We start from the raw sequence: 24464 nt of genomic DNA, 5'->3' as shown, positions 1-24464 counted from the left end.
GGCGTCCACTCGGGCAGGACGGCTGAAGGGCCGTATCGTACGGGCTGGCGTGAGCGGCGGTCCCTAGTTGCGGAAGGTCTGGGTCACGATCAGCCCGTGGCGGCCGCCGTCCACGATGCCGATGCCCACCCGGCCGAACAGCGGATTGAGGATGTTGGCCCGGTGGCCGGGCGAATCCATCAGGCCTTGATGGGCGCGCTCCAGCGTGGGCGCCAGGGCCAGGTTCTCGCCGGCCGCGCGAAAGCGGATGCCGGCCTGGCGCAGCCGGTCGAAGGGCGTGGCGCCCTCGGGTGTCTCGTGCGAGAAGTAGTGGCGGGCGAACATGTCGCGGCCATGGGCGCGGGAGACCTCCACCGTGTCCGGATCGGCCGCCAGCGGCCGCAGCCCGGCGCGCTCGCGTTCGGCATTGAGCAGCTCCAGCATCTGCGCCTCCAGCGCCGGCCGGGCCTGCGCCTTGGCGACGGTGAAGGGCAAGGCGATGGACTGGTGCGGCTCGGGCTGCGCGGTCAGGGTGCGGGCGGTGAGGGCCAGGGCGGGGCCCAGCACCGGCTCGATGCGGTCCTCCAGCATGGCGATGGGCACCTGCAGCGGATCGGCCAGGGCGCTTTCTTCCAGCTGCTCGGCCAGCACCGGCCCCAGCGGCAGGCTGCCCATCAGCACCACCACGAACATGGTGCACAGCACCGCGCTCACCGCGCCGGGCAGCAGGCCCAGCAGGCTGTCGATGCCGCGCAGCCAGGGCGAGGTCATGCGGCGCAGCAGCGGCCGCAGCAGCTGCCAGGCCAGGCCGCCCAGCAGCAGTTGAGCCACCACGAAGATCGCCACGAAGGCGGCCGGCGCCGCCCAGGGCGGTGCGATCCAGCCCAGGTTCTGCACCGCCCGGGCCAGCGCCGGATAGCCGGCCTCGGCCGCCAGCAGGCTGGCCGCGAGGCAGGCCAGGCGGGTGGCGGTGATCAGGAAGCCGGTGCGCCAGCCGCGCCACAGGGCCAGCAGCGCGATGGCCGCCAGCACCAGGTCCAGGGTGTTGAAGGGCAGGTCTTCGAGCTGCGGTGGCATGGTTCAGCCGGCGAAGCCGCCTTGGTCGAGGAAGGCCTGTTCGGCCTCGGTGCTCTGGCGCATCAGCACCGCGTTGCGGTGCGGGAAGCGGCCGAAGCGTTCGATGATGTCGGCGTGCAGGCGGGCGAAACGCAGGGTCTGGGCATCCAGCGATTCGCACAGGCGCACCGCCAGGGCCTGGTGGGTGGCGTCTTCCGAATGCTCGAAGGGCAGGTAGAAGAAGGGGCGCAGGGCGGTGTCCACCTGGCGGTCCCAGCCGCGTGCCAGCGACAGGCGGGCGTAGTGGCGGGCCAGGGCATCGGTGGCGAACATGTGAGCGGTGTCGCGGAAGGCGTTGCGCGGGTACTGGTCGAGCAGCAGCAGCAGGCCGAGGGCGCCCTCGGCGCTGTCCATCCAGTGGCCCAGTTGCTGCCGCGCGGCGAGCAGGTGGCTGTCGAAGAAGGCCTGCCGGAAGGCGGCGTCGAAGGCCTCGTCCTTCTTGAACCATTTCTGGGGGCCGGCGTCGCGCCAGAAGGCGACGATGGAGGAAGGTGCGTGGCTGTCGTGCATGGGGCGAGCATAGAGCGCCGCGGAGGGCCCCCGACCGGCACACCCGGCAAAACCCTGGCTTGGATTTTGCAGGCTCCCCTGAAAATGAGAAAATTCCATCTTTTTCAGCACCAGCTGTAAACATATTTACAAACCCGCGGCGCAGATGAGCACCAAAGCAGCACCCCCGAGCACCACCGTGGCGCAGCGTATCGCCCAGGCCCTGCCGCGCCTGACGCGCTCGCATCGCCAGGTGGCGGACTACGTGCTCCAGCATCCGCTGCAGGTCGCCACGCTGCCGATCGACGAGCTGGCAACGGCCGCGGGCGTGTCGGTCGCCACCGCCAACCGCTTCGCCAGGGCGCTGGACTACGACGGCTACGCCACCTTCCGCGCGGAGCTGGTGCGCGGCTTCGATCCGCTGGCTGCCCCGGTCGAGCGCCTGCGCGGCAAGCTGGAAAAGCCCTCCACCGTGGCCGAAGTCTTCGCCGCCGCCCTCGACGAGACCAGCCGCAACATCGCCGCCACCCGCCAGTCGCTGGACTACGCGGCCTGCGAGGCGGCCGTGACGCACATCACCCAGGCCCGCTCCATCTACATCGCCGGCTTCGGCGCCAGCGCCTGGCTGTCCGGCCTGCTGCAGCACGGGCTGGACGCCAGCTGCCAGGACGTGCGCCTGCTCGCCGGCCCCAGCGGCATCACCCATGCGGCCCGCACCCTCACCCACGCCGGTCCGCAGGACCTGTTCATCGCCCTGAGTTTTCCGCGCTACCTCACCGACACCGTGGCCCTCACCCGCATCGCCCGCGAGCGGGGCTGCGCCGTGGTGGTGCTGACCGACCGGCCCAGCTCACCGCTGGCGCCGCTGGCCGACGTGGCCCTGTACTGCCACACCGAGACCAGCTTTCGGGCCAACTGCGAGACCGCCGTGCTCGGCCTGATCGAGGCGCTCACCAGCGCCGTCGCCCTGCGCGCGCCCGACGCGGTCGGCTCGGCCGGCCGCATCCTGCAGGCCCTGCGCCCCTGGCTGCATGGCGGCCAGGGCATGCCGCCGGGGCAGGACAGCGCCATCGAACCCCAAAAGAAAATCGCATGAGACAAGACCCCACCACCCCCGTCATCGCCATCCATGGCGGTGCCGGCACCATCAGCGCGGGCACCACCACCGCCGCCCAGACCCAGGCTTACCACGCGGCCCTGCACGCCATCGTGGCGGCCGCCCAGGCCATGCTGCTGGACGGCGCCTCGGCGCTCGACGCCTGCTGCCGCGCGGTCGAGCTGCTGGAGGAGCACCCGCTCTTCAACGCCGGCCACGGCGCGGTGTTCACCCACGACGAGACCCATGAACTCGATGCCGCCGTGATGGACGGCGCCACGCTCGCCGCCGGCGCGGTGGCCGGCGTGAGCCATATCCGCCGGCCGGTGCGCGCGGCCCGCGCGGTGCTGGAAGACGGCGCCCATGTGCTGCTGGCCGGGGCCGGCGCCGAGGCCTTCGCGCGGGACCGCGGGCTGGAGATGGTCGAGCCCTCCTTCTTCTCCACCGAGGCCCGGCGCGAGCAGCTGCACCGGGTGCGCGGCACCGGCCGCATCGTGCTGGACCACGAAGGCGCCGCCATGGCCGCCGCCGAGGCATCGATGTCCGCCACCCCGATCGACGAGGACCGCAAGTTCGGCACCGTCGGCGCCGTCGCCCTCGACCGCCACGGCCACCTGGCCGCCGCCACCTCCACCGGCGGCATGACCAACAAACGTGTCGGCCGCATCGGCGACTCCCCGCTGATCGGCGCCGGCACCTATGCCGACGACCGCACCGCCGCCGTGTCCTGCACCGGCAGCGGCGAGATGTTCATCCGCGCCGCCGCCGCCCACGATGTCTGCGCCCGCATGGCCTACGGCGGCGTCACCCTGGCCACCGCCACCCGCGCCGTGGTGCACCAGGTGCTGCCGGCCATCGGCGGCACCGGCGGGCTGATCGCCATCGACCGCCACGGCAACCTCAGCCTGGCCTTCAACACCGAAGGCATGTACCGCGGCCATGCCCGCGGCGACGAAGCGCCCCATACCGCCATCTTCGGCGACAGCTCCAAATGACGACCTCCCCTCTCGTGCTTCCCGACCACCGCGTGCTCGCGGTCGACGGCCTCAGCGTGCGTTTCTCGACCTCCGAGCGCAGCGTCGACGCGGTCAAGAACCTGTCCTTCCACGTCGATGCCGGCGAGACCCTGGCCGTGGTCGGCGAATCCGGCTCCGGCAAGTCGGTCACCTCGCTGGCCCTGATGCGGCTGGTGGAGCATGGCGGCGGCCGCATCCTCTCGGGCAGCATGGCCCTGCGCCGGCGCAACGGCGAGGTGCTGGACCTGGCGCAGGCCCGCGAGGGCACCATGCGCGCCATCCGCGGTGCGGACATCGCCATGATCTTCCAGGAGCCGATGACCTCGCTCAACCCGGTGTTCACCGCGGGCGACCAGATCGCCGAGGCCATCCGTATCCACCAGGGCAAGAGCGCAGCCGCCGCGCGCGCCGAGACCCTGCGCCTGCTGGAGCTGGTGCGCATCCCCGAAGCCCGCAACGTGCTGGACCGCTTCCCGCACCAGCTCTCCGGCGGCATGCGCCAGCGGGTGATGATCGCCATGGCCCTGTCCTGCAAGCCGCAGCTGCTGATCGCCGACGAGCCCACCACCGCGCTCGACGTGACCATCCAGGCCCAGATCCTCCAGCTGATCCGCGAGCTGCAGCAGGAGATGAAGATGGGCGTGCTCTTCATCACCCACGACATGGGCGTGGTGGCCGAGATCGCCGACCGGGTGCTGGTGATGTACCGCGGCGACAAGGTGGAGGCCGGCAGTTCCGACACCGTCTTCGCAGCGCCGCAACACGCCTACACCCGCGCCCTGCTGTCGGCCGTGCCCAAGCTCGGCGCCATGGCCGGCACCGACCTGCCGGCCAAGTTCGAGCTGCTGCGCACCGAGGCCGACACCACGCCGCCCGAGCCCGCCACGCCGCAGGACACGGTGCGCGAGGACGCCACGCCCATCCTGAGCGTGCGCGACCTGGTCACCCGCTTCGACGTGCGCAGCGGCCTCTTCGGCCGCGTCACCCGGCGGGTGCATGCGGTGGAGAAGATCAGCTTCGACCTCTACCCGGGCGAGACCCTGGCCCTGGTCGGCGAATCGGGCTGCGGCAAGTCCACCACCGGGCGTTCGCTGCTGCGGCTGGTGGAGAGCCAGTCGGGCGCGATCGAGTTCGGCGGCCGCAACATCCGCGAGCTGCCCACCCGCGAGCTGCAGTCGCTGCGGCGCGATATCCAGTTCATCTTCCAGGACCCCTTCGCCTCGCTGGACCCGCGGGTCACCGTGGGTTTCTCCATCATGGAGCCGCTGCTGATCCACAAGATCGCCCAGGGCGCCGAGGCCCAGGCCCGGGTGGACTGGCTGCTGCAGAAGGTCGGCCTGCCGGCCGAGGCCGCCCAGCGGTATCCGCACGAGTTCTCCGGCGGCCAGCGCCAGCGCATCGCCATCGCGCGGGCCCTGGCGCTCAACCCCAAGGTCGTCGTCGCCGACGAATCCGTGTCCGCGCTCGACGTGTCCATCCAGGCCCAGATCGTCAACCTGATGCTGGACCTGCAGCGCGAGCTGGGCGTGGCCTTCCTCTTCATCTCGCACGACATGGCGGTGGTGGAGCGGGTGAGCCACCGGGTGGCCGTGATGTATCTCGGCCAGATCGTGGAGATCGGCCCGCGCCGCGCCGTCTTCGAGGCGCCGCAGCATGCCTACACCAAACGCCTGATGGCGGCGGTGCCGGTGGCCGATCCGGCACGCCGGCACCTGCCGCGCACCAAGCTCGAAGGCGAGATCCCCAGCCCGATCCGCGCCGTCGGCGACGAACCCGTCGTGCCGCCGCTGGTGCAGGTCGGGCCCGGCCATTTCGTGGCGCGCCATGCCGTCGGCGGCGCGTTCTAAGTTTCCTTTTTTCGTTCCCTGTCCCCTGACCCACTGGAGTTCTTTTCCATGAAGCAATCGACCGCCTTCCCGCACTCCCTGCGCTGGACTTCCGTACTGCTGGGCCTGGCCGCGCTGGCCGCCTCCGGCCACGCCATGGCCGCCAAGGACGCGGTGCTGTCCATCGGCTTCCAGCCGGAAACCCTGGACCCCTACAACACCAACCAGACGATCACCACGGCCGTCACCAAGACCTTCTACGAAGGCCTCTACAAGTTCGACAAGGACCTGAAGGTCCAGCCCGTGCTGGCCACCGGCTATGAAGTGTCGAAAGACGGTCTGGTCTACACCATCAAGCTGCGCACCGGCGTGAAGTTCCACGACGGCACCGACTTCAATGCCGAGGCGGTGAAGTTCGTGCTCGACCGCGTGCTCGACCAGAACAACAAGCTGCTGCGCTACAACCAGTTCAACCGTGTCGCCAAGGTGGAAGCCGTGAACCCGGCCACCGTGCGCATCACCCTGAAGGAGCCCTTCGGCCCCTTCATCAACTCGCTGGCCCATGCCTCGGCCGCCATGATCTCGCCCACCGCGCTCAAGAAGTGGGGCAACCAGGACATCGCCTTCCACCCGGTCGGCACCGGCCCCTTCGAATTCGTCGAGTGGAAGCAGACCGAAGCCGTGCGCGGCAAGAAGTTCGACGGCTACTGGAACAAGGGCTATCCCAAGGTCGACACCATCACCTGGAAGCCGGTGCTGGAGAACAACACCCGCGCCGCCATGCTGCAGACCGGCGAGGCCGACTTCGCCTTCCCCATCCCCTACGAACAGGCCGAGCTGCTCAAGAAGAGCGACAAGCTCGAGGTGGTGGCATCGCCTTCCATCATCACCCGCTTCCTCAGCTTCAACGTGCTGCAGAAGCCCTATGACAACCCCAAGGTGCGCGAGGCCATCGGCTACGCGGTCAACAAGGAAGCGCTGGCCAAGGTGGCCTTCGCCGGCTACGCCTTCCCGGCCCAGGGCATCGTGCCGCAGGGCGTGGGCTACGCGGTGAAGATGGCGCCCATCCCCTACGACGTGAAGAAGGCCAAGGAACTGCTGGCCGAGGCCGGCTACCCCAACGGCTTCGAGTCCACGCTCTGGAGCGCCTACAACAACACGACCAGCCAGAAGGTGATCCAGTTCGTGCAGCAGCAGCTGGCGCAAGTCGGCATCAAGCTGCAGGTGCAGGCCCTGGAAGTGGGCCAGCGCGCCGAGAAGGTCGACACCTGGGCCGACCCGGCCACCGCACCGGTGCGCCTGTACTACACCGGTTGGTCGTCTTCCACCGGCGAGGCCGACTGGGCGCTGCGCCCGCTGTTCGCCTCGGAAGCCTGGGCGCCCAAGCTCAACAACATGTCGTACTACAAGAACGACATCGTGGACGCTTCCATCGCCAAGGCCCTGGTGACCGTGGACGAGAAGGAAAAGGAAGCCCTCTACAAGACCGCCCAGGAACAGATCCGCAAGGACCTGCCGCGCGTGCCGCTGGTCACCGAGCAGAACCTGGCCGCCCATGCCAAGCGCCTCTCCGGTGTCTACGTCATGCCTGACGGCAACATCAACAGCGACGAAATCGCTGTCAAGTAAGAGTTGATCCGAGCGACACCTGCACCGCAATGCTGAACTATTTCCTGAAACGACTGATGGGCCTGGTGCCCACGCTGCTCATCGTGGCGGTGCTGGTGTTCCTGTTCGTCCACATGCTGCCGGGCGACCCCGCCCGGCTCGCCGCCGGCCAGGAGGCCGACGACAAGACGGTGGCCATGGTCCGCGCCCAGCTGGGCCTGGACCAGCCCCTGCCCAAGCAGTTCGTGAGCTTCTTCGGCCACATGCTGCAGGGCGACTTCGGCACCTCGATCCGCTCGCGCCGGCCGGTGTCCACCGAAATCGCCGAACGCTTCGGCCCGACGCTGATGCTGACCATCACCAGCATGGTCTGGTCGGTGATCTTCGGCATGGGCATCGGCATCGTCTCGGCCGTCTACCGCAACCGCTGGCCGGACCGGCTGGGCATGACACTGGCCGTGTCCGGCATCTCCTTTCCCGCCTTCGCGCTGGGCATGCTGCTGATGCAGGTGTTCTCGGTGCAGCTGGGCTGGCTGCCCACCGTGGGCGCGGCCACCTGGAAGCACTACATCCTGCCCTCGCTGACGCTGGGCGCGGCAGTCGCTGCCGTGATGGCGCGTTTCACCCGCGCCTCCTTCGTGGAAGTGATCCAGGAGGACTTCGTGCGCACCGCTCGCGCCAAGGGCGTGAACGAACGCGGCGTGATCCTCAAGCACACGCTGCGCAATGCGCTGATCCCCGTCGTCACCATGATGGGCCTGCAGTTCGGCTTCCTGCTGGGCGGCTCCATCGTGGTGGAGGCGGTCTTCAACTGGCCGGGCCTGGGCCGGCTGCTGGTGGATTCGGTGCAGATGCGCGACTACCCGGTGATCCAGACCCTGGTGCTGCTGTTCTCCCTCGAATTCATCCTGATCAACCTGGTGGTGGACGTGCTCTACGGCTACATCAACCCCACCATCCGGTACAAGTAAATGAGCGCCGTCACCCCCACCAACGCCGGCAAGGTCCGCACCCCATGGGGCGAATGCTGGCGCCGCTTCAAGAAGCAGCCGGTCGGCATCGTCGCCGCCTTCTTCGTGCTGCTGCTGGTCTTCGTCGCGGTGTTCGCACCGTGGATCGTGCCCTTCGACGCCGAGAACTACTTCGACTACGACATGCTCAACAGCGGGCCCTCGGCCACGCACTGGTTCGGCGTGGATCCGCTGGGCCGCGACATCTTCAGCCGCATCCTGGCGGGCACCCGCATATCGCTGGCGGCCGGCTTCCTGTCGGTGCTGGTGGGCGGCGCCATCGGCACGCTGCTGGGGCTGCTGGCCGGCTACTACGAAGGCTGGTGGGACCGCATCGTGATGCGTATCTCCGACGTGCTCTTCGCCTTCCCCGGCATCCTGCTGGCGCTGGGCGTGGTGGCCATCCTGGGCAGCAGCATGACCAACGTGGTGGTGGCCGTGGCCGTGTTCAGCGTGCCGGCCTTCGCGCGGCTGGTGCGGGGCAACACGCTGGTGCTCAAGCAACAGACCTATATCGAGGCCGAACGCAGCATCGGCGCATCGGACTGGACCATCATGGTGCGGCACATCCTGCCGGGCACCATCTCCTCCATCGTCGTGTATTTCTCGATGCGGGTGGGCACCTCGATCATCACGGCGGCCAGCCTCTCCTTCCTGGGCATGGGCGCGCAGCCGCCGACGCCGGAATGGGGCGCGATGCTGAACGAAGCGCGGGCCGACATGGTCAACGCACCGCATGTGGCCTTGTTCCCGAGCCTGGCGATCTTCTTCACCGTGCTGGCCTTCAACCTGCTGGGCGACGCGCTGCGCGACGCACTCGACCCCAAGATCGACCGTACCTGAGATGCCCGCTCCCATCGGTTTCCTGCCCAGCGGGCCGCGCGACAGCATCACCGACGTGGCGGGTGTCACCGTCGGCCACCGCACCCTGGCGGCAGGCGCGGTGCAGACCGGCGTGACGGTGATCCGCCCGCATGCGGGCGATGCCTTCCGCGACAAGGTGCCGGCCGCGGCCGTGGTGATCAACGGCTTCGGCAAGAGCGTGGGCCTGGTGCAGCTGGCCGAGCTGGGTGTGCTGGAGACACCGATCGCGCTGACCAACACCTTCTCGGTCGGCACCGTGGCCACGGCGCAGATCCGCGCCTGCGTGGCGACCAATGCGCAGACGGGGCGCTCGCTGCCCACGGTCAATCCGCTGGTCTTCGAATGCAACGACGGCTGGCTCAACGACATCCAGCGCATGGCGGTCACCGAGGCCGACTACCGGCTGGCGCTGGTCGCCGCCGCACGCGAGTTCGCCCAAGGTGCCGTGGGCGCCGGGCGAGGCATGTCGAGCTTCCAGGTCAAGGGCGGCATCGGCAGCGCCTCGCGCATCGCCGCCGTGCAGGGGCGCGACTACACCGTGGGCACGCTGGTGCTGTCCAACTACGGCAAGCCGCGGCAGCTGGTGCTGGCCGGGCAGGCGCTGGGCGACAGGCTCGCCGCGAAGCTGAGCGATGCGGAGTCCGCCGAGGCCGATCAAGCCGAGAAGGGCTCGATCATCATCGTGCTGGCCACCGACGCGCCGCTGGACGCCCGCCAGCTGCGCCGCCTGGCCCAACGCGCCGGCGCGGGCCTGGCGCGCACCGGCTCCGTCTTCGGCCATGGCAGCGGCGACATCGCCCTGGCCTTCTCCACCGCCTACACCGTGCCCGACCGGCCGGAACGCCCCATGCCCGCCGTGGCGATGCTGCACGACGGGCTGCTCGACAGCCTGTTCCAGGCAGCGGCAGACAGCACCGAACAGGCCATCGTGCACGCCTTGCTGCGCGCCGAATCGGTGACCGGCCGCGACGGCCATCGCCGCCCGGCCCTGGCCGAAGTGCTGGCCCTTTCCTGATCGAAGAAGAAGCGACCCGCCATGAAAGTCCTGATCTCCACCGACATCGAAGGCGTCGCTGGCGTCTACCACGCCGAACAGGTGCGCCCCGGCAACCCCGAGTTCGAACGCGCCCGCCTGTTGATGGCCCGCGAGGCCAATGCCGCCATCGACGGCGCCTTCGCCGCCGGCGCCACCGAGGTCTGGGTGAACGACTCGCACGGCGGCTTCCGCAACATGCCGCCCGACGTGCTGGACCCGCGCGCCCAGGCCATCCAGGGCAAGCCGCGCTACCTGAGCATGGTGGCCGGGGTGGAGCTGGGTGCCGATGCGCTGTGCATGGTGGGCTACCACTCGCGGGCGCGCGGCCGGGGCATCCTGGCGCACACGATCAACAGCTTTGCCTTCGCCGGCATCTGGCTCAATGACCAGGAGCTGGGCGAGGCCGGGCTCTACGGAGCCCTGGCGGGCGAGTACGGCGTGCCGGTGGTGATGGGCAGCGGGGACGATGTGTTCATCGAGGAGAACCGGGGGCTGTTCCCGCGGGCGGCCTTCGTGCAGACCAAGCGGGCGACGGGGTTCACCAGCGGGATCTCGCTGTCGCCGGAGCAGTCGCGGGCGGCCATTCGTGCCGGGGTGATCGAAGGGCTGGCCGGGCTTGCCCAGGCGCGGCCACTGGTGCTGGCCGGGCCGCTGCGCGTGACCCTGCGCACCCAGTCGCCTGCGCTGGCCGAGCTGTTCTGCCAGTGGCCGGAATTCGAACGGGTTGATGGGGTGACGCTTGGCTTTACTGCTGGGAGCGTTGAGGCTGCTGTGCGGATGCTCAACTGCTGTTCGGCTATGTCTTCCATGCTGCGTTGAGTTTTTTCTTCTCCTGGGCGGAGGGGGGCTCTGGGGTTTGTTTGCTTTTTCTCCTGGGCGGAGGGTGGAGCTGGGGGCTTGCGCGCCCCCAGACCCGCGGTAACTTTCTTTCTGCTGAAAGAAAGTCACCAAAGAAAAGCTCAGCGGTCTTTCGCCCGCAACGGGCCGTCGCTGCGCTCGGCCTCTGGAATGTGCCATCGGGCGCTCTTGAGGTGACAGTTTGGCCATGCCTAACAGGCGTTCCGGGCCTTGCCTCCGGCTGCGGGCAAGGCATGCAGGATGACCAACAGCCCCCACCGCACTGACGGCGCGGGCAAACCGGCGCGCGTGCCTCGCCAGTGCCTTCAATCAACACCGCGTTCCTGCTCGCCTTGCCCGCAGCCGGAGGCAAGGCCCGGAACGTGGAAGCCCGCACGGCCAAACCGTCACGGCCAGAGCGTTGGATGGCACATTCTTCAGGCCGAGCGAAGCGACGGCCCGTTGCGGGCGAAAGACCGCCGAGCTTTTCTTTGGTGACTTTCTTTCAGCAGAAAGAAAGTTACCGCGGGTCTGGGGCGCGCAAGCCCCCAGCTCCACCCTCCGACCAGGAGAAGAAGCAAACAGACCAAAGCCCAAACCCCCAAAAAAATTCACAACCGCTCAGCCAACTGCTCCGCCAGGGTAGGCCGAGTCCCGGCGACCCAAAGCACCCCCAGCTCGAAATGCGGCAAGCTATCCCCATCCCGCAGCTCGGCAAACAAAACCCCCCGATGCGCCAGCATGGCCGCGGACTGAGGCTGCAGCGAAGCCCCCATCCCCGCCGCCACGCAAGACAGCGCGGTCAACGAGCGATTGGCCTCCTGCACGAAATGCGGCTCCAGCCCGGCCCGCTGGAAGGCGGCGACGATGCCCGCCCGCATCGCAGGTAGCTGCCGCTCGGGAAACCACACCAGCCCCAGCGCGGCGATGTCGGCCATGCCCACCCGCCCGTCCGCGCCCAGCGCATAACCGGCAGGCAGCACCGCCACCAGGCGCTCGCGCCGCACCAGCTTCATGCGCACCCGGGCCGGCAAGGGCAGCGGCGTGTGCAGCAGGGCCAGGTCGATGGCGCCCTGCTCCAGCGCCTGCAGCTGGTCGGCATTGCCCATCTCGCTGAGCACGATCTCCACGCCGGGGAAGTCGGCGCGCAGCAGGCGCAGCGCCGAGGGCAGCACGTCGTAGACCGCATGGGTGACGAAGCCGATGTGCAGCCGGCCGGCCTTGCCGCCGGCGATCGCCCGTGCACGCTGGGTGGCCGAGGCGGCCAGGGCCAGGCTGGCGCGCACGTCGTCGATGATGGCGCGGCCGGCATCCGTCAGGGCGGCGCCGCGCCGCGAGCGTTCGAACAGGCGCACGCCCAGGTCGGCCTCCAGGCGCTTGATGGCCTGGCTCAAGGCCGGCTGGGCCACGCCGAGCGCCTCGGCGGCATGCGTCAGGCTGCCGGCATCGGCGATGGCCAGCAGGTAACGCATCAGGCGGGTGTCCATCGCAGCGCCGGTGCCGTCCGGACCCGCCCGCCCGCTCACTCGTCCGTCATGCCGGTGGCCTTGACGACGGTGCGCAGGCGGCTGCGCTCCTCGTCGACGAACTTCACGAACGACGCACGGGTGCCGCCGATCGGTTCGATGCCCAGCGCCTTCAGGTGCTCGGCGGTGGCCGCGTCCTTCATGGCGGCGTCGATGGCGGCGGCCATCTTGTCGAGGATGGCCTCGGGCGTGCCGGCCGGCGCATGCACGCCGCACCAGTGGGCGATCTGCATGTCGGGGAAGCCCTGCTCCTGGGCGGTCGCCAGCTGCGGGTAGGCCGAGATGCGCGCGGTCCAGGTGTCGGCCAGGGCCTTGAGCTTGCCGCTCTTGATGTAGGGCAGGGCGACGATGCTGGCCTCGGAGGTGGCCTGCACCTGCTTGCCCAGCACGGCGGTGACCGATTCGGAGCCGCTCTTGTAGGGCACGATGTCGAGCTTGGCGCCGTACTTGGTCTCCAGGATGCCGGAGACGAAATGCGGCGTGCTGCCGGTGCCCGCGGTGGCCCAGTGGAAGCCCTGGCCCTTCTGCGAGGCGGCGATGAATTCCTTGAGGTTGTTGTAGGGCGCGTCCGGCGGCACCAGCACCACCGAGGGCGCCAGGCCGACCATGGCGACAGGGGTCAGGTCGGCGTCCTTGTAGGGCATGGACTTCTTGATCATGTTGTTCGAGATCACGCCGGCCGCGCTGATCAGGAAGGTGTAGCCGTCGGGCTTCTGCTGGGCCACGTAGGCCGCGCCCAGGCTGGTGGAGCCGCCGGGCTTGTTCTCCACGATGATGGTCTGGCCCAGGCGCTTGCCGGCGCCTTCGGCGGCGGCGCGCGCCATCAGGTCGTTGGCACCGCCGGCCGAGAAGGGCACGATGAAGCGGATCGGGTGGTTGGGCCAGCTGTCCTGGGCGAAGGCCGGCACGGCGGCGGCGCAGGCGGTGGCGGCGATCGCGGCCAGGGCGGTGCGGCGCAGGATGGGATGGGTCATGTGAGTCTCGCTTCTGGAAGGCTGTGATGAAAACGGTCGGAATTATGGAGCGGGCTTTTCAGCGCAGGCCGAAGAGTTCGCAGGGCGTGTCCACCAGGATGCGGCAGCGCTGCGCGGGTGCGGGCACCCAGTCGGTGAGCAGGGCGCGGCTGCGGCCGAAGTCGATGAACTCGCCGTGCTGGGTGTGCGGCCAGTCGCTGCCCCAGACCAGGCGCTCGGGGCCGAAGGCGGCCAGCAGGGCGGCGGCGCTGGCGCGGGCCGATGCGGCGTCCTGTTCTGCCAGATCGGCATGGCGCTCGGTCAGCGGGGCACGCGGCGCGCGGGCGCTGCGGTAGGCGGCGGAGAGCTTCACCCACACCCGGCCGCTGTCGGCGGCGCGCAGCAGGGCGGCGAAGCCGGGGTCGGCCGTGCCCAGCGCCGGGTCGGGCCGGCCCAGGTGGTCCACCACCAGGCGGCAGCCGCTTGGCAGCAGGGCCTGCAGCAGCTGCGGCAGGTCGCAGGCGTCGCGGTGCAGTTCCAGGTGCCAGTCCAGCTCGCGGATATGGCCGAGCAGGCCGCGCCAGTCCGGCGAGGAGAAATCGGGAATCGGCAGGCCGAGCAGGTTGGCGCGCACGCCGCACACGCCCTGATCCTTCAGGGCGCGCAGCTCGGCCAGCGGCGTGGCCGGATCGACCACCGCCACGCCGCGCAGGCGCCGCGGATGGCGGGCGATCGCCGCCAGGAAGTAGCGGTTGTCGGTGCCCAGGAAACTCGGCTGCACCAGCACGCCGTGCGAGATGCCATGGGCATCGAGCAGGCGCAGGTAGTCGTCGGTCAGGGCGTCGGCTTCGGGCGCATGGCGGTGCCCGGCCGCCAGCTGCAGGGAGGTCTCGAAAACATGGGCGTGGCAATCGACGGCGCTGATCTCAGCTGCCGGCATATTTCTCGTCCAGGGCATCGAAGAGCGGCTTCTGCACCAGCGACTGCCGCTCGGCGAAGGTGGCGACCAGTTCCGGGTCTTCCGGCAGTTCGCCGTCGCGCTGCAGGCGGCTCAGCGCATTGGTCATGCCGCGCACCGCGCCCTGCAGTGCGGCGTTGGCATACAGCACCAGGCCGAAACCCATGGCGCCGAATTCGGCGGCGGGCAGCGCGGGCGTCTTGCCGCCGATGACGATGTTGACCACCTGCGGCACCGGCAGTTCGGCGGCGATGCGGCGCAGTTCGTCGATCCCGGTGGGGGCCTCGACGAAGGTCACGTCGGCGCCGGCCTCGGCGAAGGCGCGGGCGCGGTCCAGGGCATCGTCCAGGCCGTGGATGGCGCGGGCATCGGTGCGGGCGATGATCAGGAAGTCACCATGCTGGCGGGCATCCACCGCGGCCTTGATCTTGCCCACCATCTCCTGCTGGCCGATGACGGCCTTGCCGGAGAAGTGGCCGCATTTCTTGGGCATCACCTGGTCTTCCAGCTGGATCGCGTTGGCGCCGGCCCGCTCCAGGGTGCGCACCGTGTGGCGTACGTTGAGCGCATTGCCGAAGCCGGTGTCGGCATCGACGATCAGCGGCAGGGGCACGGCGTCGCGGATGGCGGCGGTGTGGCGGGCGATGTCTTCCAGGCCGACGAAACCCAGGTCGGGCATGCCGTAGAAGTTGTTGGTCAGGCCCGCGCCGCTGAGGTAGACGGCCTCGAAACCCAGGCTTTCGATGACCCGGGCGGCCAGGGCATTGCCGGCGCCCGGCACCAGCAGGCCGCGGCGTGCTTCGAGGGCCTGGCGCAGCTGGGTTCCGGGGTGGCGTGAGTGTTGGTCCATTTTTCTAGGTCTCCAGGAATAGGGTCGCCAGTTTAGGGAGGGCGGCGCGGGCTTGAAAGAAGGTTCGGGGCGTGATTTGCATAAGTGCCGCTTATGCAAATCGCCTTATTCCGGGTGAACCTCCTGCCAGACGCCTGCTTTCAGCCATAAGCCCTGCCAGCGATCAGCCGCCCATGCTTGTGGTGACGGGCAAAGCTTGGCGCTCCGCTACAATGGGAATCATTCTCGTTAAGTGGTGACCCGTTCGCACGGCGTCCTGCCCCGCCCCCCGTTTTCCATGACCCAGGCTCCCGCCCATCCCTCTTCCGCCGCACGCCTGGCCGATGCGTCGGCCTCCACCCGCCACCGCTGGCTGTCCGCCGGCAGCGAGGGCCTGCGCTACCGCTTCGGCGTGGCCATGCGCGCGCTGACGGCCATCCTCGGCGGCTACGCGGTCTCGGCCCTGGCAGCGGCGGTGCTGGCGCTGGTGCTGCCGGCCACCCGGCTCGAAGCCACGGTCACCGCCACCCTGCTGGCCTTCGTGGTCTATCCCTGCGCGGTGATGTGGGTGTTCGCCGCCCGCACGGCCTGGCGCGCCGCGCTCGGCCTGGCGCTGCCCGCGGCGGTGCTCGGCGCCGTGCTGGGCGCGTATTTCTATCTGGGCCACCCGGGAGCAGGCGCATGAAGGAAGGTTTTCGCCAATCGATGGCCTGGCTGCACACCTGGTCGGGCCTGCTGGTGGGATGGGTGCTGTTCCTGGTGTTCTGCGGCGGCACCTCCTCGTACTTCAAGGACGAGATCACTTTCTGGATGAAGCCCGAGCTGCACCGCGCCGCCAGCGAGCCGGTGTCGCCCGAGCGCGCGGCGCAGGCGGCCGTCGACTACCTGCAGAAGCACGGCGCGGACGCCCAGCGCTGGTTCATCAGCCTGCCCACCGAACGCGAGCCGATGGACCGCATGTTCTGGAACCCCAAACCGCAGCCGCCCAGGCCCGGCGAGGCGGCCCCGCGGCGCGCGGCCTTCAAAAGCGTGAACCTCGACCCCGCCACCGGCGAGCCCTCCACCGGCGCCCGCGAAACCCGGGGCGGAGAGTTCCTCTACCGCCTGCACTACGACCTGCACTACATGCCGGCGATCTGGGCGCGCTGGATCGTCGGCTTCTGCGCCATGTTCATGCTGGTGGCCATCCTCAGCGGCATCGTCACCCACAAACGCATCTTCAAGGACTTCTTCACCTTCCGGCCAAAGAAGGGCCAGCGCAGCTGGCTGGACGCGCACAACGCCACCGCGGTGCTGGCGCTGCCCTTTCACCTGATGATCACCTACACCGGCCTGGTCACGCTGATGTTCATGTACATGCCCTCGGCCCTGCAGGCGGCCTACCAGGGCGACACCAAGGCCTTCAACGCCGAGATGTTCCCGGCCTTCTCCGCCCGCAACGAGAAGCCGGCCGGCCAGCCGGCCACCCTGGCCGCGATCGCGCCGCTGATGGCGCAGGCGCGCCAGCACTGGGGCGAGGGCGCGCAGGTGGGCCGCCTGGTGGTGACCAATCCCAACGACGCCAATGCCGTCATCACCATCACGAAGCAGGACGGCCAGGACATGTCCAGCGACCAGCCCTCGATGGTCTTCCACGGCGTGACCGGCGAGCTGCAGCAGGCCAATGGCGACACGCCCGGCGGCGCGGTGCAGACGCGCGGCGTGCTCTATGGCCTGCACCTGGCGCATTTCTCCAATCCGCTGATGCGCGGGCTGTTCTTCCTCTCGGGCCTGGGCGGCTGCGTGATGGTGGCCACCGGCCTGCTGCTGTGGGGCGTGAAGGAGCGGCAGAAATACGCCAAGGCGCTCAAGGCCGGCGGCCGTGTCGGCTTCGGCCTGCGCCTGGTCGACGGGCTGAACGTGGCGGCCATCGCCGGCCTGCCGATCGCCTTCGCCACCTATTTCTGGGCCAACCGGCTGCTGCCGGTGGGCATCGCGGGTCGGCCGCAGGAGGAGATCACCTGCTTCTTCGCCGCCTGGGGCGTGGCGGCGGTGGCCGGGCTGGCCTGGCCCTCGCGGCGCATGTGGCAGATCCAGCTGTGGCTGGGGGCCGTGCTGTTCGCCTGCGTGCCGCTGCTCAATGCCTTCACCGGACCGGGCAACTTGGTGATGGCGATGGCCAACGGGCTGTGGGCGGTCGCCGGGTTCGACCTGGTCTGCCTGGGGTTGGGGCTGGCCCTGGCCGGTGCGGCGTGGCATGTGGGCAAACGCAAGGCCGCCGCCAAGGCCAGGGCGGCGCCGGCGCGTGCGGCTGCGTCAGCCGGCGCCGGTGAGCTGGGAGCCGCGCCATGAATCCGCTGTTCGGATCGGCCGCGGCCCTGGCCGCATCGCTGGGCGGGTTCTGCGCCTTGAGCCTGGCGATGGACCGGCACTACGAGGACAGCTTCGGCCGCGGGCGCGAGCCGGGGCGCTGGCGTGCCTGGCTGCGGGGCGGAGGCAGCCTGGCGCTGCTCCTGTCGCTGCTGGCTTGCTGGGCCTTGCGCGGGCTTGGTCAGGGGCTGGTGCTGTGGTGCGGTTTGCTCACTGTCAGTGCGGTGGTGACCGTGCTTGTGCTCAGTTATGCGCCTCGGGTTTTGCTGCGGGCCATGGGGGTGGCTTTGGTTTTGGGGGGTGGGGCTTTTTTGGTGGCTTTGGGGTGAAGGGGCGGCTCTCTTTTGGTGGCCTTCGGCCTGTCTCCTTCTTCTCCTGGGCGGAGGGTGGAGCTGGGGGCTTGCGCGCCCCCAGACCCGCGGTAACTTTCTTTCTGCTGAAAGAAAGTCACCAAAGAAAAGCTCGGCGGTCTTTCGCCCGCAACGGGCCGTCGCTGCGCTCGGCCTGAAGAATGTGCCATCGAACGCTCTGGCCGTGACGGTTTGGCCGTGCGGGCTTCCACGTTCCGGGCCTTGCCTCCGGCTGCGGGCAAAGCGAGCAGGAACGCGGTGTTGATTGAAGGCACTGGCGATGCACGCGCGACGGATTGCCCGCGCCGTCAGTGCGGTGGGGGCTGTTGGTCATCCTGCCAGCCTTGCCCGCAGCCGGAGGCAAGGCCCGTAACGCCTGTCAGGCATGGCCAAACTGTCACCTCAAGAGCGTCGGATGGCACATTCCAGAGGCCGAGCGCAGCGAAGGCCCGTTGCGGGCGAAAGACCGCTGAGCTTTTCTTTGGTGACTTTCTTTCAGCAGAAAGAAAGTTACCGCGGGTCTGGGGGCGCGCAAGCCCCCAGCTCCGCCCTCCGACCAGGAGAAGAAGCAAACAGGCCAAAGGCCACGCCCCCCAAAAAGAATAGTGAAGAATGCACAAAAGCCGCACCCGCATATAGTGACCAGCCGTCACCCCATGCCGACAGAGCAGCGACGAAAGGACGCCACCCATGCCCCCGCCAGCCCCCACCCCGCCGGAAGCAGAAGCAGCCAAACGCCGCTGGCCCCCCTCCCCCGCGGCCCTGACCGGCGTGGTCCTGGTCGTCCTGGTGATCTGCGGCCTGCTGCAGCGCGGCGGCCCCAGCAGCGAACAGCAGCAGACCGAACGCGACAAGGTCAACGAATGCTGGAACGAGGCCCGGCGCAACACCAGCGGCTCCGCCATGGAGCAGCGCAACAAGCTCTCCGAATGCGAACAGATGGAGACCAGCTTCCGCAAGAAGAGCGCCTCGGCAAACCCCTAAGGGTTATCCCTTGCTTTCATAAGCTGACTGACAATCGCGCGCATTGTTTTGAAATCGAGGTTTCCCTTGACGTCCCTGAACCCCACGGTGGCCAAGCCGCCGCTCTACAAATCCCTGTACCTGCAGGTCATCACCGCGGTGATCATCGGCGTGCTGCTGGGCCACTTCTACCCCCACGCCGGCGAAGCGATGAAGCCCCTGGGCGACGCCTTCATCAAGCTGATCAAGATGATCATCGCGCCGATCATCTTCTGCACCGTGGTGGTCGGCATCGCCGGCATGGAGGACATGAAGAAGGTCGGCAAGACCGGCGGCCTGGCGCTGCTGTACTTCGAGGTGGTCAGCACCATCGCGCTGATCGTCGGCCTGGTGCTGATCAATGTGCTCAAGCCGGGCGCCGGCATGAACATCGATCCCAGCACCATCGACACCAAGGCCATCGCCGCCTACACCGACCCGAGCAAGATGCAGGGCACGGTCGACTTCCTGATGGCCATCATCCCCAACACCATCGTCGACGGCTTCGCCAAGGGCGAGGTGCTGCAGGTGCTGCTGGTGGCCGTGCTGTTCGGCTTCGCCCTGCACCGCTTCGGCGGCCGCGGCACGCTGGTGTTCGACGTGATCGAGAAGGGCTCCAAGGTGCTCTTCGGCATGGTCAACATGATCATGAAGCTGGCGCCCATCGGTGCCTTCGGCGCCATGGCCTTCACCATCGGCAAGTACGGCATCGCCTCGCTGTTCTCGCTGGGCAAGCTGATGGCGGTGTTCTATTGCACCTGCCTGCTGTTCGTCTTCGTGGTGCTGGGCCTGATCGCGCGCTTCCACGGCTTCTCGGTGTGGAAGTTCATCAAGTACATCAAGGAAGAGCTGCTGATCGTGCTGGGCACGTCTTCCTCCGAATCGGCGCTGCCGCGCATGATGGAGAAGATGGAGAACCTGGGCGCCAACAAGGCCACCGTGGGCCTGGTGATTCCCACCGGCTACTCCTTCAACCTGGACGGCACTTCGATCTACCTGACCATGGCCGCGGTGTTCATCGCCCAGGCCACCAACACCGACCTGACGCTGATGCAGGAGCTGACCCTGCTGGCCGTGCTGCTGCTGACCTCCAAAGGCGCCGCCGGCGTCACCGGCAGCGGCTTCATCGTGCTGGCCGCCACCCTGTCGGCCGTCGGCCATGTGCCGGTGGCAGGCCTGGCGCTGATCCTGGGCATCGACCGCTTCATGTCCGAAGCCCGCGCCCTGACCAACCTGGTCGGCAACGGCGTGGCGACCATCGTGGTGGCCAAGTGGACCGGCGCGCTCGACGAGAAACGGCTGCACGCCGGGCTGAACAACGAGACCTGGGTGGAGGCGCAGGAGCCCGAGGTGCTGGAAGAGGCGCGGGTGGCGCCCAAGCCGCATTGAGCCTCGGCTGATGTGAGACATCGGGCCGCTGCCGGGCAACTGGCAGCGGCCTTTGTCTTTTCTGGATGGAACCATTCGGACCGAATTCAAACCATAATCGGTCTTTGATCGACAGACAGGTCCGTCATGAAGTTCTCCACCCAGATCAAGCCCATCAGCTATTTGAAGAGCCACGCGGCCGACATCGTCAAGGACCTCACGCAAAGCCGCGAGCCGATGCTGATCACTCAGAACGGCGAAGCCAGGCTCGTCGTGGTGGATGTACGGTCCTACGAAGAGCATCAGGAGACCCTCGCGTTGCTGAAGATCCTGGCGCTTGGCAAGCGTGAAATCGAGGAAGGCAAGTTCCGCTCGGCAGACGATGTGCTGGCCGAGATGGATCGCCAGGACCTCGAATGAAGGTCGTTTTCCTGGAGTCTGCAGAAGCGGACTTGCAGGAGCTCAGGCGCTACATCCTCAAGGACTTCGGTCCTGGCACATGGCGCTCCAGCTTCGCCAAGATCAAAAAGGCCGTGGCCCTGATCGCCGCGGAACCCAGGGCCGGTCGGCTGCTGCCGGAGTTCGAGAGCCTCAACATCGCCGCGTATCGCCAGGTGCTGGCTGGCATGAACCGGATCATCTACGAGGTCCAGGACGAGGTCGCGTACATCTACGTCGTGTGCGATACCAGGCGCGATTTGCAGGGTCTGTTGCTGAGACGGCTGGTCCGGGGTCTCTGAGCTTTTTCTCCCCACCGGCCGCTCAGCGCCCCAGGGTCAGCACCCAGGCCGCCAGGATGCGCGCCTCGTCCGGCGAGGTGCCGACATTGGCCGGCATGGCCTGCGTGCCCCACTGGCCGACGCTGCCGCGCAGGACGCGTTGCGTCAGCCGCTCGACGGCGCCGTCATCGCCCGCATAGCGCCGCGCCACGTCCTCGAAGGCGGGGCCCACCACCTTGCGCTGCACCGAGTGGCAGACCAGGCAGCCGTTGTCGCGGGCCAGCCCGGTCTGGGCATGCGCGGCACCGGCCGCCAGGGTGCTTAGCAGCAAGGGCAGCGCGGTGTTGCGGATGCACGGTCGCATGAAGGTCGGGCGCCCGGAGGCGCGGCAAAAAACGCCATTGTCGGCTGGCCGGACTGCGGGCTGGCCCGGTACCGCGGCCTCGCAGTGCGCGCTAAGGTCGATGTTTCGCGCCGGCCGCGCCGCCGGCAGTGCATGTACCGCATCCACCCGAAAGCCCCGCCATGGTCCGCGACCTTCCCGATCCCCCTGCCCCGCCGGCAGCCTCCGCCGCGGTCCTCGCGCCGCTGCTGGCCGAAGCCCGCCGCCTGCTCGACCAGGCCACTAGAACGCTGGCCCACCTGTGCTCGCGCGAGGGCGGGCTCGACGTGGCCCCGCTCGACGACTACCAGTCCCCCAGCTACGAACTCGCCTGGACCGGCGCCGAGCTGCTGGCCGCCGAGAACCTGCTGCTGGCCACCAGGGGCGGATCGGGCCTGGACGCCGACCTGGCCGTCGTCCACGGCATCGAGACCCTGCCCGCCGCGCTGGTGCGGCTGCAAGGCCTGTTCGCCGACTGCGGCCTGGACGCCGAAGAGGTCGATGCGCTGATCACCTCGCCCGAACTCGCCGCCCTGCGCCGCCACGCCGGCAGCCATGCCAGCCTGGGCGCCGTCGGCCATGCGGTCGCCCTGCAGGGCGGCGACATCGCCCCGATCGCGCTGGAGGCCGATGCCGCCATGGCGCAGGACGCCTTCCTGCGCTTCGCCCGCGAGGTGGTCGTGCCGCTGGCCGAAGACATCCACCGCCAGGACCTCACCGTGCCCGAGAGCCTGCTGCAGCCGCTGCGGGAGATGGGCGTGTTCGGCCTGGCCATCCCCGAATCCCACGGCGGCAGCGCACCGGACGGCAGCGAGAACGCGCTGACCATGATCGCGGTGACGGAAGCCCTGTCCGAAGCCTCGCTGGCCGCAGCCGGCAGCCTGATCACCCGGCCCGAGATCCTGGCCCGCGCCCTGCTGGCCGGCGGCACGCCCGAACAGCAGGCCCGCTGGCTGCCGCGCATCGCCCGGGGCGAGCCGCTGTGCGCCATCGCCATCACCGAGCCGGACCACGGCTCCGATGTCGCCTCGCTCACCCTGCGCGCCACGCCCTGCCAGGGCGGCTGGCGGCTAGACGGCGCCAAGACCTGGTGCACCTTCGCCGGCAAGGCGGGCCTGCTGATGGTGGTGGCCCGTACGGAGCCGGAGCGCGGCGCCGGCCACAAGGGCCTGTCGCTGCTGCTGGTGGAAAAGCCCTCGTACGAAGGCCACGACTTCGTCTTCGACCAGCCCGGCGATGGCGGCCGGCTGAGCGGCCGCGCCATCCCCACCATCGGCTACCGCGGCATGCATTCCTTCGACCTGGCCTTCGAGAACTTCTTCGTGCCCGATGCCGGCCTGGTCGGCGGCGCGGCCGGCCGGGGCCGCGGCTTCTACTTCACCATGGCCGGCATGGTGGGCGGCCGCATGCAGACCGCCGCGCGGGCCTGCGGCGTGATGCGCGCCGCGCTGAAGGCCGCCGTGCGCCATGCAGGCGACCGCCAGGTGTTCGGCGCCCCGCTGGCCTCCTATGCGCTGACCCGCGTCAAGTTCGCCCGCATGGCCGGCCGGCTCGCGGCCAGCCGGCATCTCACCTATGCCGTCGGCCGCCTGCTGGAGGCCGGCCAGGGCCGCATGGAGGCCAGCCTGGTCAAGCTCTATGCCTGCCGCTCGGCCGAGATCCTCAGCCGCGAATCGCTGCAGATCCACGGCGGCATGGGGTATGCCGAGGAGACGCCGGCCAGCCGGTATTTCGTCGATGCCCGGGTGCTGTCGATCTTCGAGGGCGCCGAGGAAACGCTGGCGCTGAAGGTGATCGCGCGCAGCATGCTCGAAGCCGCACTCAAGGATGGCCGCCATGTCTGAGCCCAGCGCACCGGCCGTGCTGCCCATCCTCGACGGCCTGCGGGTGGTCGAGGCCACCGCCTTCATCGCCGCGCCCCTGGGCGGGCTGACGCTGGCGCAGTTCGGCGCCGACGTGATCCGCATCGATCCGCCCGGCGGCAGCCTGGACATCGGCCGCTGGCCGCTGGCCGACGACGGCCGCACCAGCCTGTTCTGGACCGGCCTCAACAAGGGCAAGCGCTCGGTGGTGATCGACACCGCCCAGCCCGAAGGCCGCGAACTGGCCATGGCCCTGATCGCCGCGCCGGGCGAGGACGCCGGCATCCTGCTGACCAACCTGCCGCCGCGCGGTTTCCTCTCCTACGAGGACCTGAGCGCGCTTCGGCCGGACTTGATCCAGCTGACGCTCTCGGGCGACCGCCACGGCGGCTCGCAGGTGGACTACACCGTCAATGCCCGGCTGGGCGTGCCCCTGTTCACCGGCGATGCGCAGGCCAACGGGCTGCGGCCGGTCAACCATGTGATGCCGGCCTGGGACGTGGGCACCGGATACCTCGCCGCCCTCGGCATCCTGGGCGCCGAGCGCCATCGCAGGAAGACCGGCCGCGGCCAGCATGTGAAGCTGGCGCTGCAGGACGTGGGCCTGGCCACGCTGGGCAACCTGGGTTTCATCGCCGAGGCCGAGAGCGGCCGGCCGCGCCAGCGCATCGGCAACGACCTGTTCGGCGCCTTCGGCGGCGACTTCGCCTGCCGCGACGGCGAGCACCTGATGATCGTGGGCCTGACCGGCCGCCAGTGGCGCGGACTGTGCAAGGCCTGCGGCCTGCAGCCGGCGATGGATGCGCTGGGCGAGCGCCTGGGCCTGGACCTGTCGCAGGAAGGCGCGCGTTTCGTCGCCCGCCGCCACATCGCCGAGCTGGTCGGCCCCTGGGTGGCGGCGCGCAGCAAGGCCGAGGTCACCGCCGCCTTCGATGCCAACGGCGTCTGCTGGGGGCCTTACCAGACGGTGGAGCAACTGGTGGCGCAGGACGCGGAATGCTCCACCGCCAACCCGCTCTTCCAGCACATCGAGCAGCCCGGCGCCGGCCGCACCCTGGCGCCCGGCCTGCCGCTGGACTATTCGGAGCTGGGCCGCAGCGATGCCCGCCCCGCCGCCCGCCTGGGGCAGCACTCCGAGGAGGTGCTGCACGAGGTGCTGGGACTGGACGGCGCCGCCATCGGCGCGCTGATCGACCGGGGCCTGGTCCGCACCGCCTGAACCCGCTGCGCTACACGGGTCCATACAGACCATGGATTCACGTCGCGGCGTGGCGGAATACTGAAATAAC

Annotated in this window: 24 protein-coding genes; 17 read left to right on the top strand and 7 right to left on the bottom strand. The window is 69.1% G+C overall.

Going from position 1 to position 24464, the window contains the following annotated elements; all coding sequences use genetic code 11:
* Positions 1 to 63: 63 nt before the first annotated feature.
* Both GT347_RS20870 and GT347_RS20865 read right to left on the bottom strand, forming a co-directional pair.
* Entirely contained in the window at positions 64 to 1056 is a 993-nt protein-coding gene (locus GT347_RS20870; RefSeq protein WP_160554026.1) for a CAP domain-containing protein, read from the bottom strand.
* Positions 1057 to 1059: 3 nt separating this feature from the next.
* The gene (locus GT347_RS20865) at positions 1060 to 1605 is read right to left on the bottom strand and encodes a DUF924 family protein (protein WP_160554025.1); all 546 of its coding nucleotides are present in this window, start codon (positions 1603 to 1605) and stop codon (positions 1060 to 1062) included.
* A gap of 145 nt (positions 1606 to 1750) precedes the next feature.
* Between GT347_RS20865 and GT347_RS20860 the strand changes: the two genes are divergently transcribed.
* Genes GT347_RS20860 through GT347_RS20825 form a run of 8 tightly spaced genes read left to right on the top strand, consistent with a single transcriptional unit; the run spans position 1751 to position 10859 of the window.
* Complete coding sequence (locus GT347_RS20860) at positions 1751 to 2680, top strand: MurR/RpiR family transcriptional regulator (RefSeq protein WP_160554024.1); 930 nt, start codon at positions 1751 to 1753, stop codon at positions 2678 to 2680.
* Positions 2677 to 3675, top strand: coding sequence for an isoaspartyl peptidase/L-asparaginase family protein (locus tag GT347_RS20855; protein WP_160554023.1), 999 nt, complete (start codon positions 2677 to 2679; stop codon positions 3673 to 3675). Before GT347_RS20860 ends, GT347_RS20855 begins: the two co-directional genes overlap by 4 nt.
* Positions 3672 to 5543 (top strand): dipeptide ABC transporter ATP-binding protein, encoded by a 1872-nt coding sequence (locus GT347_RS20850; RefSeq protein WP_160554022.1) that lies wholly within the window; start codon positions 3672 to 3674, stop codon positions 5541 to 5543. The genes GT347_RS20855 and GT347_RS20850 overlap by 4 nt, the downstream gene beginning before the upstream one ends.
* Before the next feature lie 48 nt (positions 5544 to 5591).
* Positions 5592 to 7151 carry a glutathione ABC transporter substrate-binding protein GsiB gene (gene gsiB, locus GT347_RS20845; protein ID WP_160554021.1) on the top strand — a complete coding sequence of 520 codons (1560 nt, stop codon included), beginning with the start codon at positions 5592 to 5594 and terminating at the stop codon, positions 7149 to 7151.
* A gap of 29 nt (positions 7152 to 7180) precedes the next feature.
* On the top strand, positions 7181 to 8101 hold the full coding sequence (gene gsiC, locus GT347_RS20840) for a glutathione ABC transporter permease GsiC (RefSeq protein WP_160554020.1): 921 nt from the start codon (positions 7181 to 7183) through the stop codon (positions 8099 to 8101).
* A complete protein-coding gene (gene gsiD, locus GT347_RS20835; protein ID WP_160554019.1) occupies positions 8102 to 8983 on the top strand; it encodes a glutathione ABC transporter permease GsiD in 882 nt (293 codons plus the stop codon).
* 1 nt (position 8984) lies between these two features.
* Positions 8985 to 10019: a DmpA family aminopeptidase gene (locus GT347_RS20830; RefSeq protein WP_160554018.1), complete on the top strand. Its 1035-nt coding sequence runs from the start codon at positions 8985 to 8987 to the stop codon at positions 10017 to 10019.
* Positions 10020 to 10040: 21 nt separating this feature from the next.
* Entirely contained in the window at positions 10041 to 10859 is an 819-nt protein-coding gene (locus GT347_RS20825) for a M55 family metallopeptidase (protein WP_160554017.1), read from the top strand.
* Between the two features lie 629 nt (positions 10860 to 11488).
* Here GT347_RS20825 and GT347_RS20820 read toward each other — a convergent pair.
* Genes GT347_RS20820 through GT347_RS20805 form a run of 4 tightly spaced genes read right to left on the bottom strand, consistent with a single transcriptional unit; the run spans position 11489 to position 15164 of the window.
* Entirely contained in the window at positions 11489 to 12364 is an 876-nt protein-coding gene (locus GT347_RS20820) for a LysR family transcriptional regulator (protein WP_160554016.1), read from the bottom strand.
* A gap of 35 nt (positions 12365 to 12399) precedes the next feature.
* On the bottom strand, positions 12400 to 13377 hold the full coding sequence (locus GT347_RS20815) for a tripartite tricarboxylate transporter substrate binding protein (RefSeq protein WP_160554015.1): 978 nt from the start codon (positions 13375 to 13377) through the stop codon (positions 12400 to 12402).
* 58 nt (positions 13378 to 13435) lie between these two features.
* A complete protein-coding gene (locus GT347_RS20810; RefSeq protein WP_160554014.1) occupies positions 13436 to 14296 on the bottom strand; it encodes an amidohydrolase family protein in 861 nt (286 codons plus the stop codon).
* Positions 14283 to 15164, bottom strand: coding sequence for an isocitrate lyase/PEP mutase family protein (locus tag GT347_RS20805; protein ID WP_160554013.1), 882 nt, complete (start codon positions 15162 to 15164; stop codon positions 14283 to 14285). The genes GT347_RS20810 and GT347_RS20805 overlap by 14 nt, the downstream gene beginning before the upstream one ends.
* 277 nt (positions 15165 to 15441) lie before the next feature.
* On the opposite strand from GT347_RS20805, the gene GT347_RS20800 reads away from it, so the two are divergent.
* The 7 genes from GT347_RS20800 (at position 15442) to GT347_RS20770 (ending at position 20952) form a co-directional block, all read left to right on the top strand.
* Complete coding sequence (locus GT347_RS20800) at positions 15442 to 15828, top strand: DUF3649 domain-containing protein (RefSeq protein ID WP_160554012.1); 387 nt, start codon at positions 15442 to 15444, stop codon at positions 15826 to 15828.
* Positions 15825 to 17474, top strand: a complete 1650-nt coding sequence (locus GT347_RS20795) for a PepSY-associated TM helix domain-containing protein (protein WP_160554011.1) — start codon at positions 15825 to 15827, stop codon at positions 17472 to 17474. The genes GT347_RS20800 and GT347_RS20795 overlap by 4 nt, the downstream gene beginning before the upstream one ends.
* Positions 17471 to 17821 (top strand): DUF3325 domain-containing protein, encoded by a 351-nt coding sequence (locus tag GT347_RS20790; protein WP_160554010.1) that lies wholly within the window; start codon positions 17471 to 17473, stop codon positions 17819 to 17821. Before GT347_RS20795 ends, GT347_RS20790 begins: the two co-directional genes overlap by 4 nt.
* A gap of 711 nt (positions 17822 to 18532) precedes the next feature.
* Entirely contained in the window at positions 18533 to 18826 is a 294-nt protein-coding gene (locus GT347_RS20785; RefSeq protein ID WP_160554009.1) for a hypothetical protein, read from the top strand.
* Positions 18827 to 18892: 66 nt separating this feature from the next.
* Positions 18893 to 20233, top strand: coding sequence for a dicarboxylate/amino acid:cation symporter (locus tag GT347_RS20780; RefSeq protein WP_160554008.1), 1341 nt, complete (start codon positions 18893 to 18895; stop codon positions 20231 to 20233).
* Between the two features lie 126 nt (positions 20234 to 20359).
* A complete protein-coding gene (locus tag GT347_RS20775) occupies positions 20360 to 20632 on the top strand; it encodes a type II toxin-antitoxin system Phd/YefM family antitoxin (RefSeq protein ID WP_160554007.1) in 273 nt (90 codons plus the stop codon).
* Complete coding sequence (locus GT347_RS20770; protein ID WP_160554006.1) at positions 20629 to 20952, top strand: type II toxin-antitoxin system RelE/ParE family toxin; 324 nt, start codon at positions 20629 to 20631, stop codon at positions 20950 to 20952. Before GT347_RS20775 ends, GT347_RS20770 begins: the two co-directional genes overlap by 4 nt.
* Positions 20953 to 20974: 22 nt before the next feature.
* On the opposite strand, the gene GT347_RS20765 is transcribed toward GT347_RS20770, so the two are convergent.
* On the bottom strand, positions 20975 to 21295 hold the full coding sequence (locus GT347_RS20765; RefSeq protein ID WP_229722413.1) for a c-type cytochrome: 321 nt from the start codon (positions 21293 to 21295) through the stop codon (positions 20975 to 20977).
* A gap of 161 nt (positions 21296 to 21456) precedes the next feature.
* On the opposite strand from GT347_RS20765, the gene GT347_RS20760 reads away from it, so the two are divergent.
* Positions 21457 to 23157 carry an acyl-CoA dehydrogenase family protein gene (locus GT347_RS20760; RefSeq protein ID WP_160554005.1) on the top strand — a complete coding sequence of 567 codons (1701 nt, stop codon included), beginning with the start codon at positions 21457 to 21459 and terminating at the stop codon, positions 23155 to 23157.
* Positions 23150 to 24394, top strand: a complete 1245-nt coding sequence (locus tag GT347_RS20755) for a CoA transferase (RefSeq protein WP_229722412.1) — start codon at positions 23150 to 23152, stop codon at positions 24392 to 24394. The genes GT347_RS20760 and GT347_RS20755 overlap by 8 nt, the downstream gene beginning before the upstream one ends.
* Positions 24395 to 24464: the final 70 nt, after the last annotated feature.

Source organism: Xylophilus rhododendri (assembly GCF_009906855.1).
In the GTDB taxonomy this organism is placed as follows: Bacteria; Pseudomonadota; Gammaproteobacteria; order Burkholderiales; family Burkholderiaceae_C; genus Xylophilus; species Xylophilus rhododendri.
The sequence above is the reverse complement of the archived record's forward strand: the minus strand, read 5'-3'. Positions and strand labels throughout refer to the sequence as shown.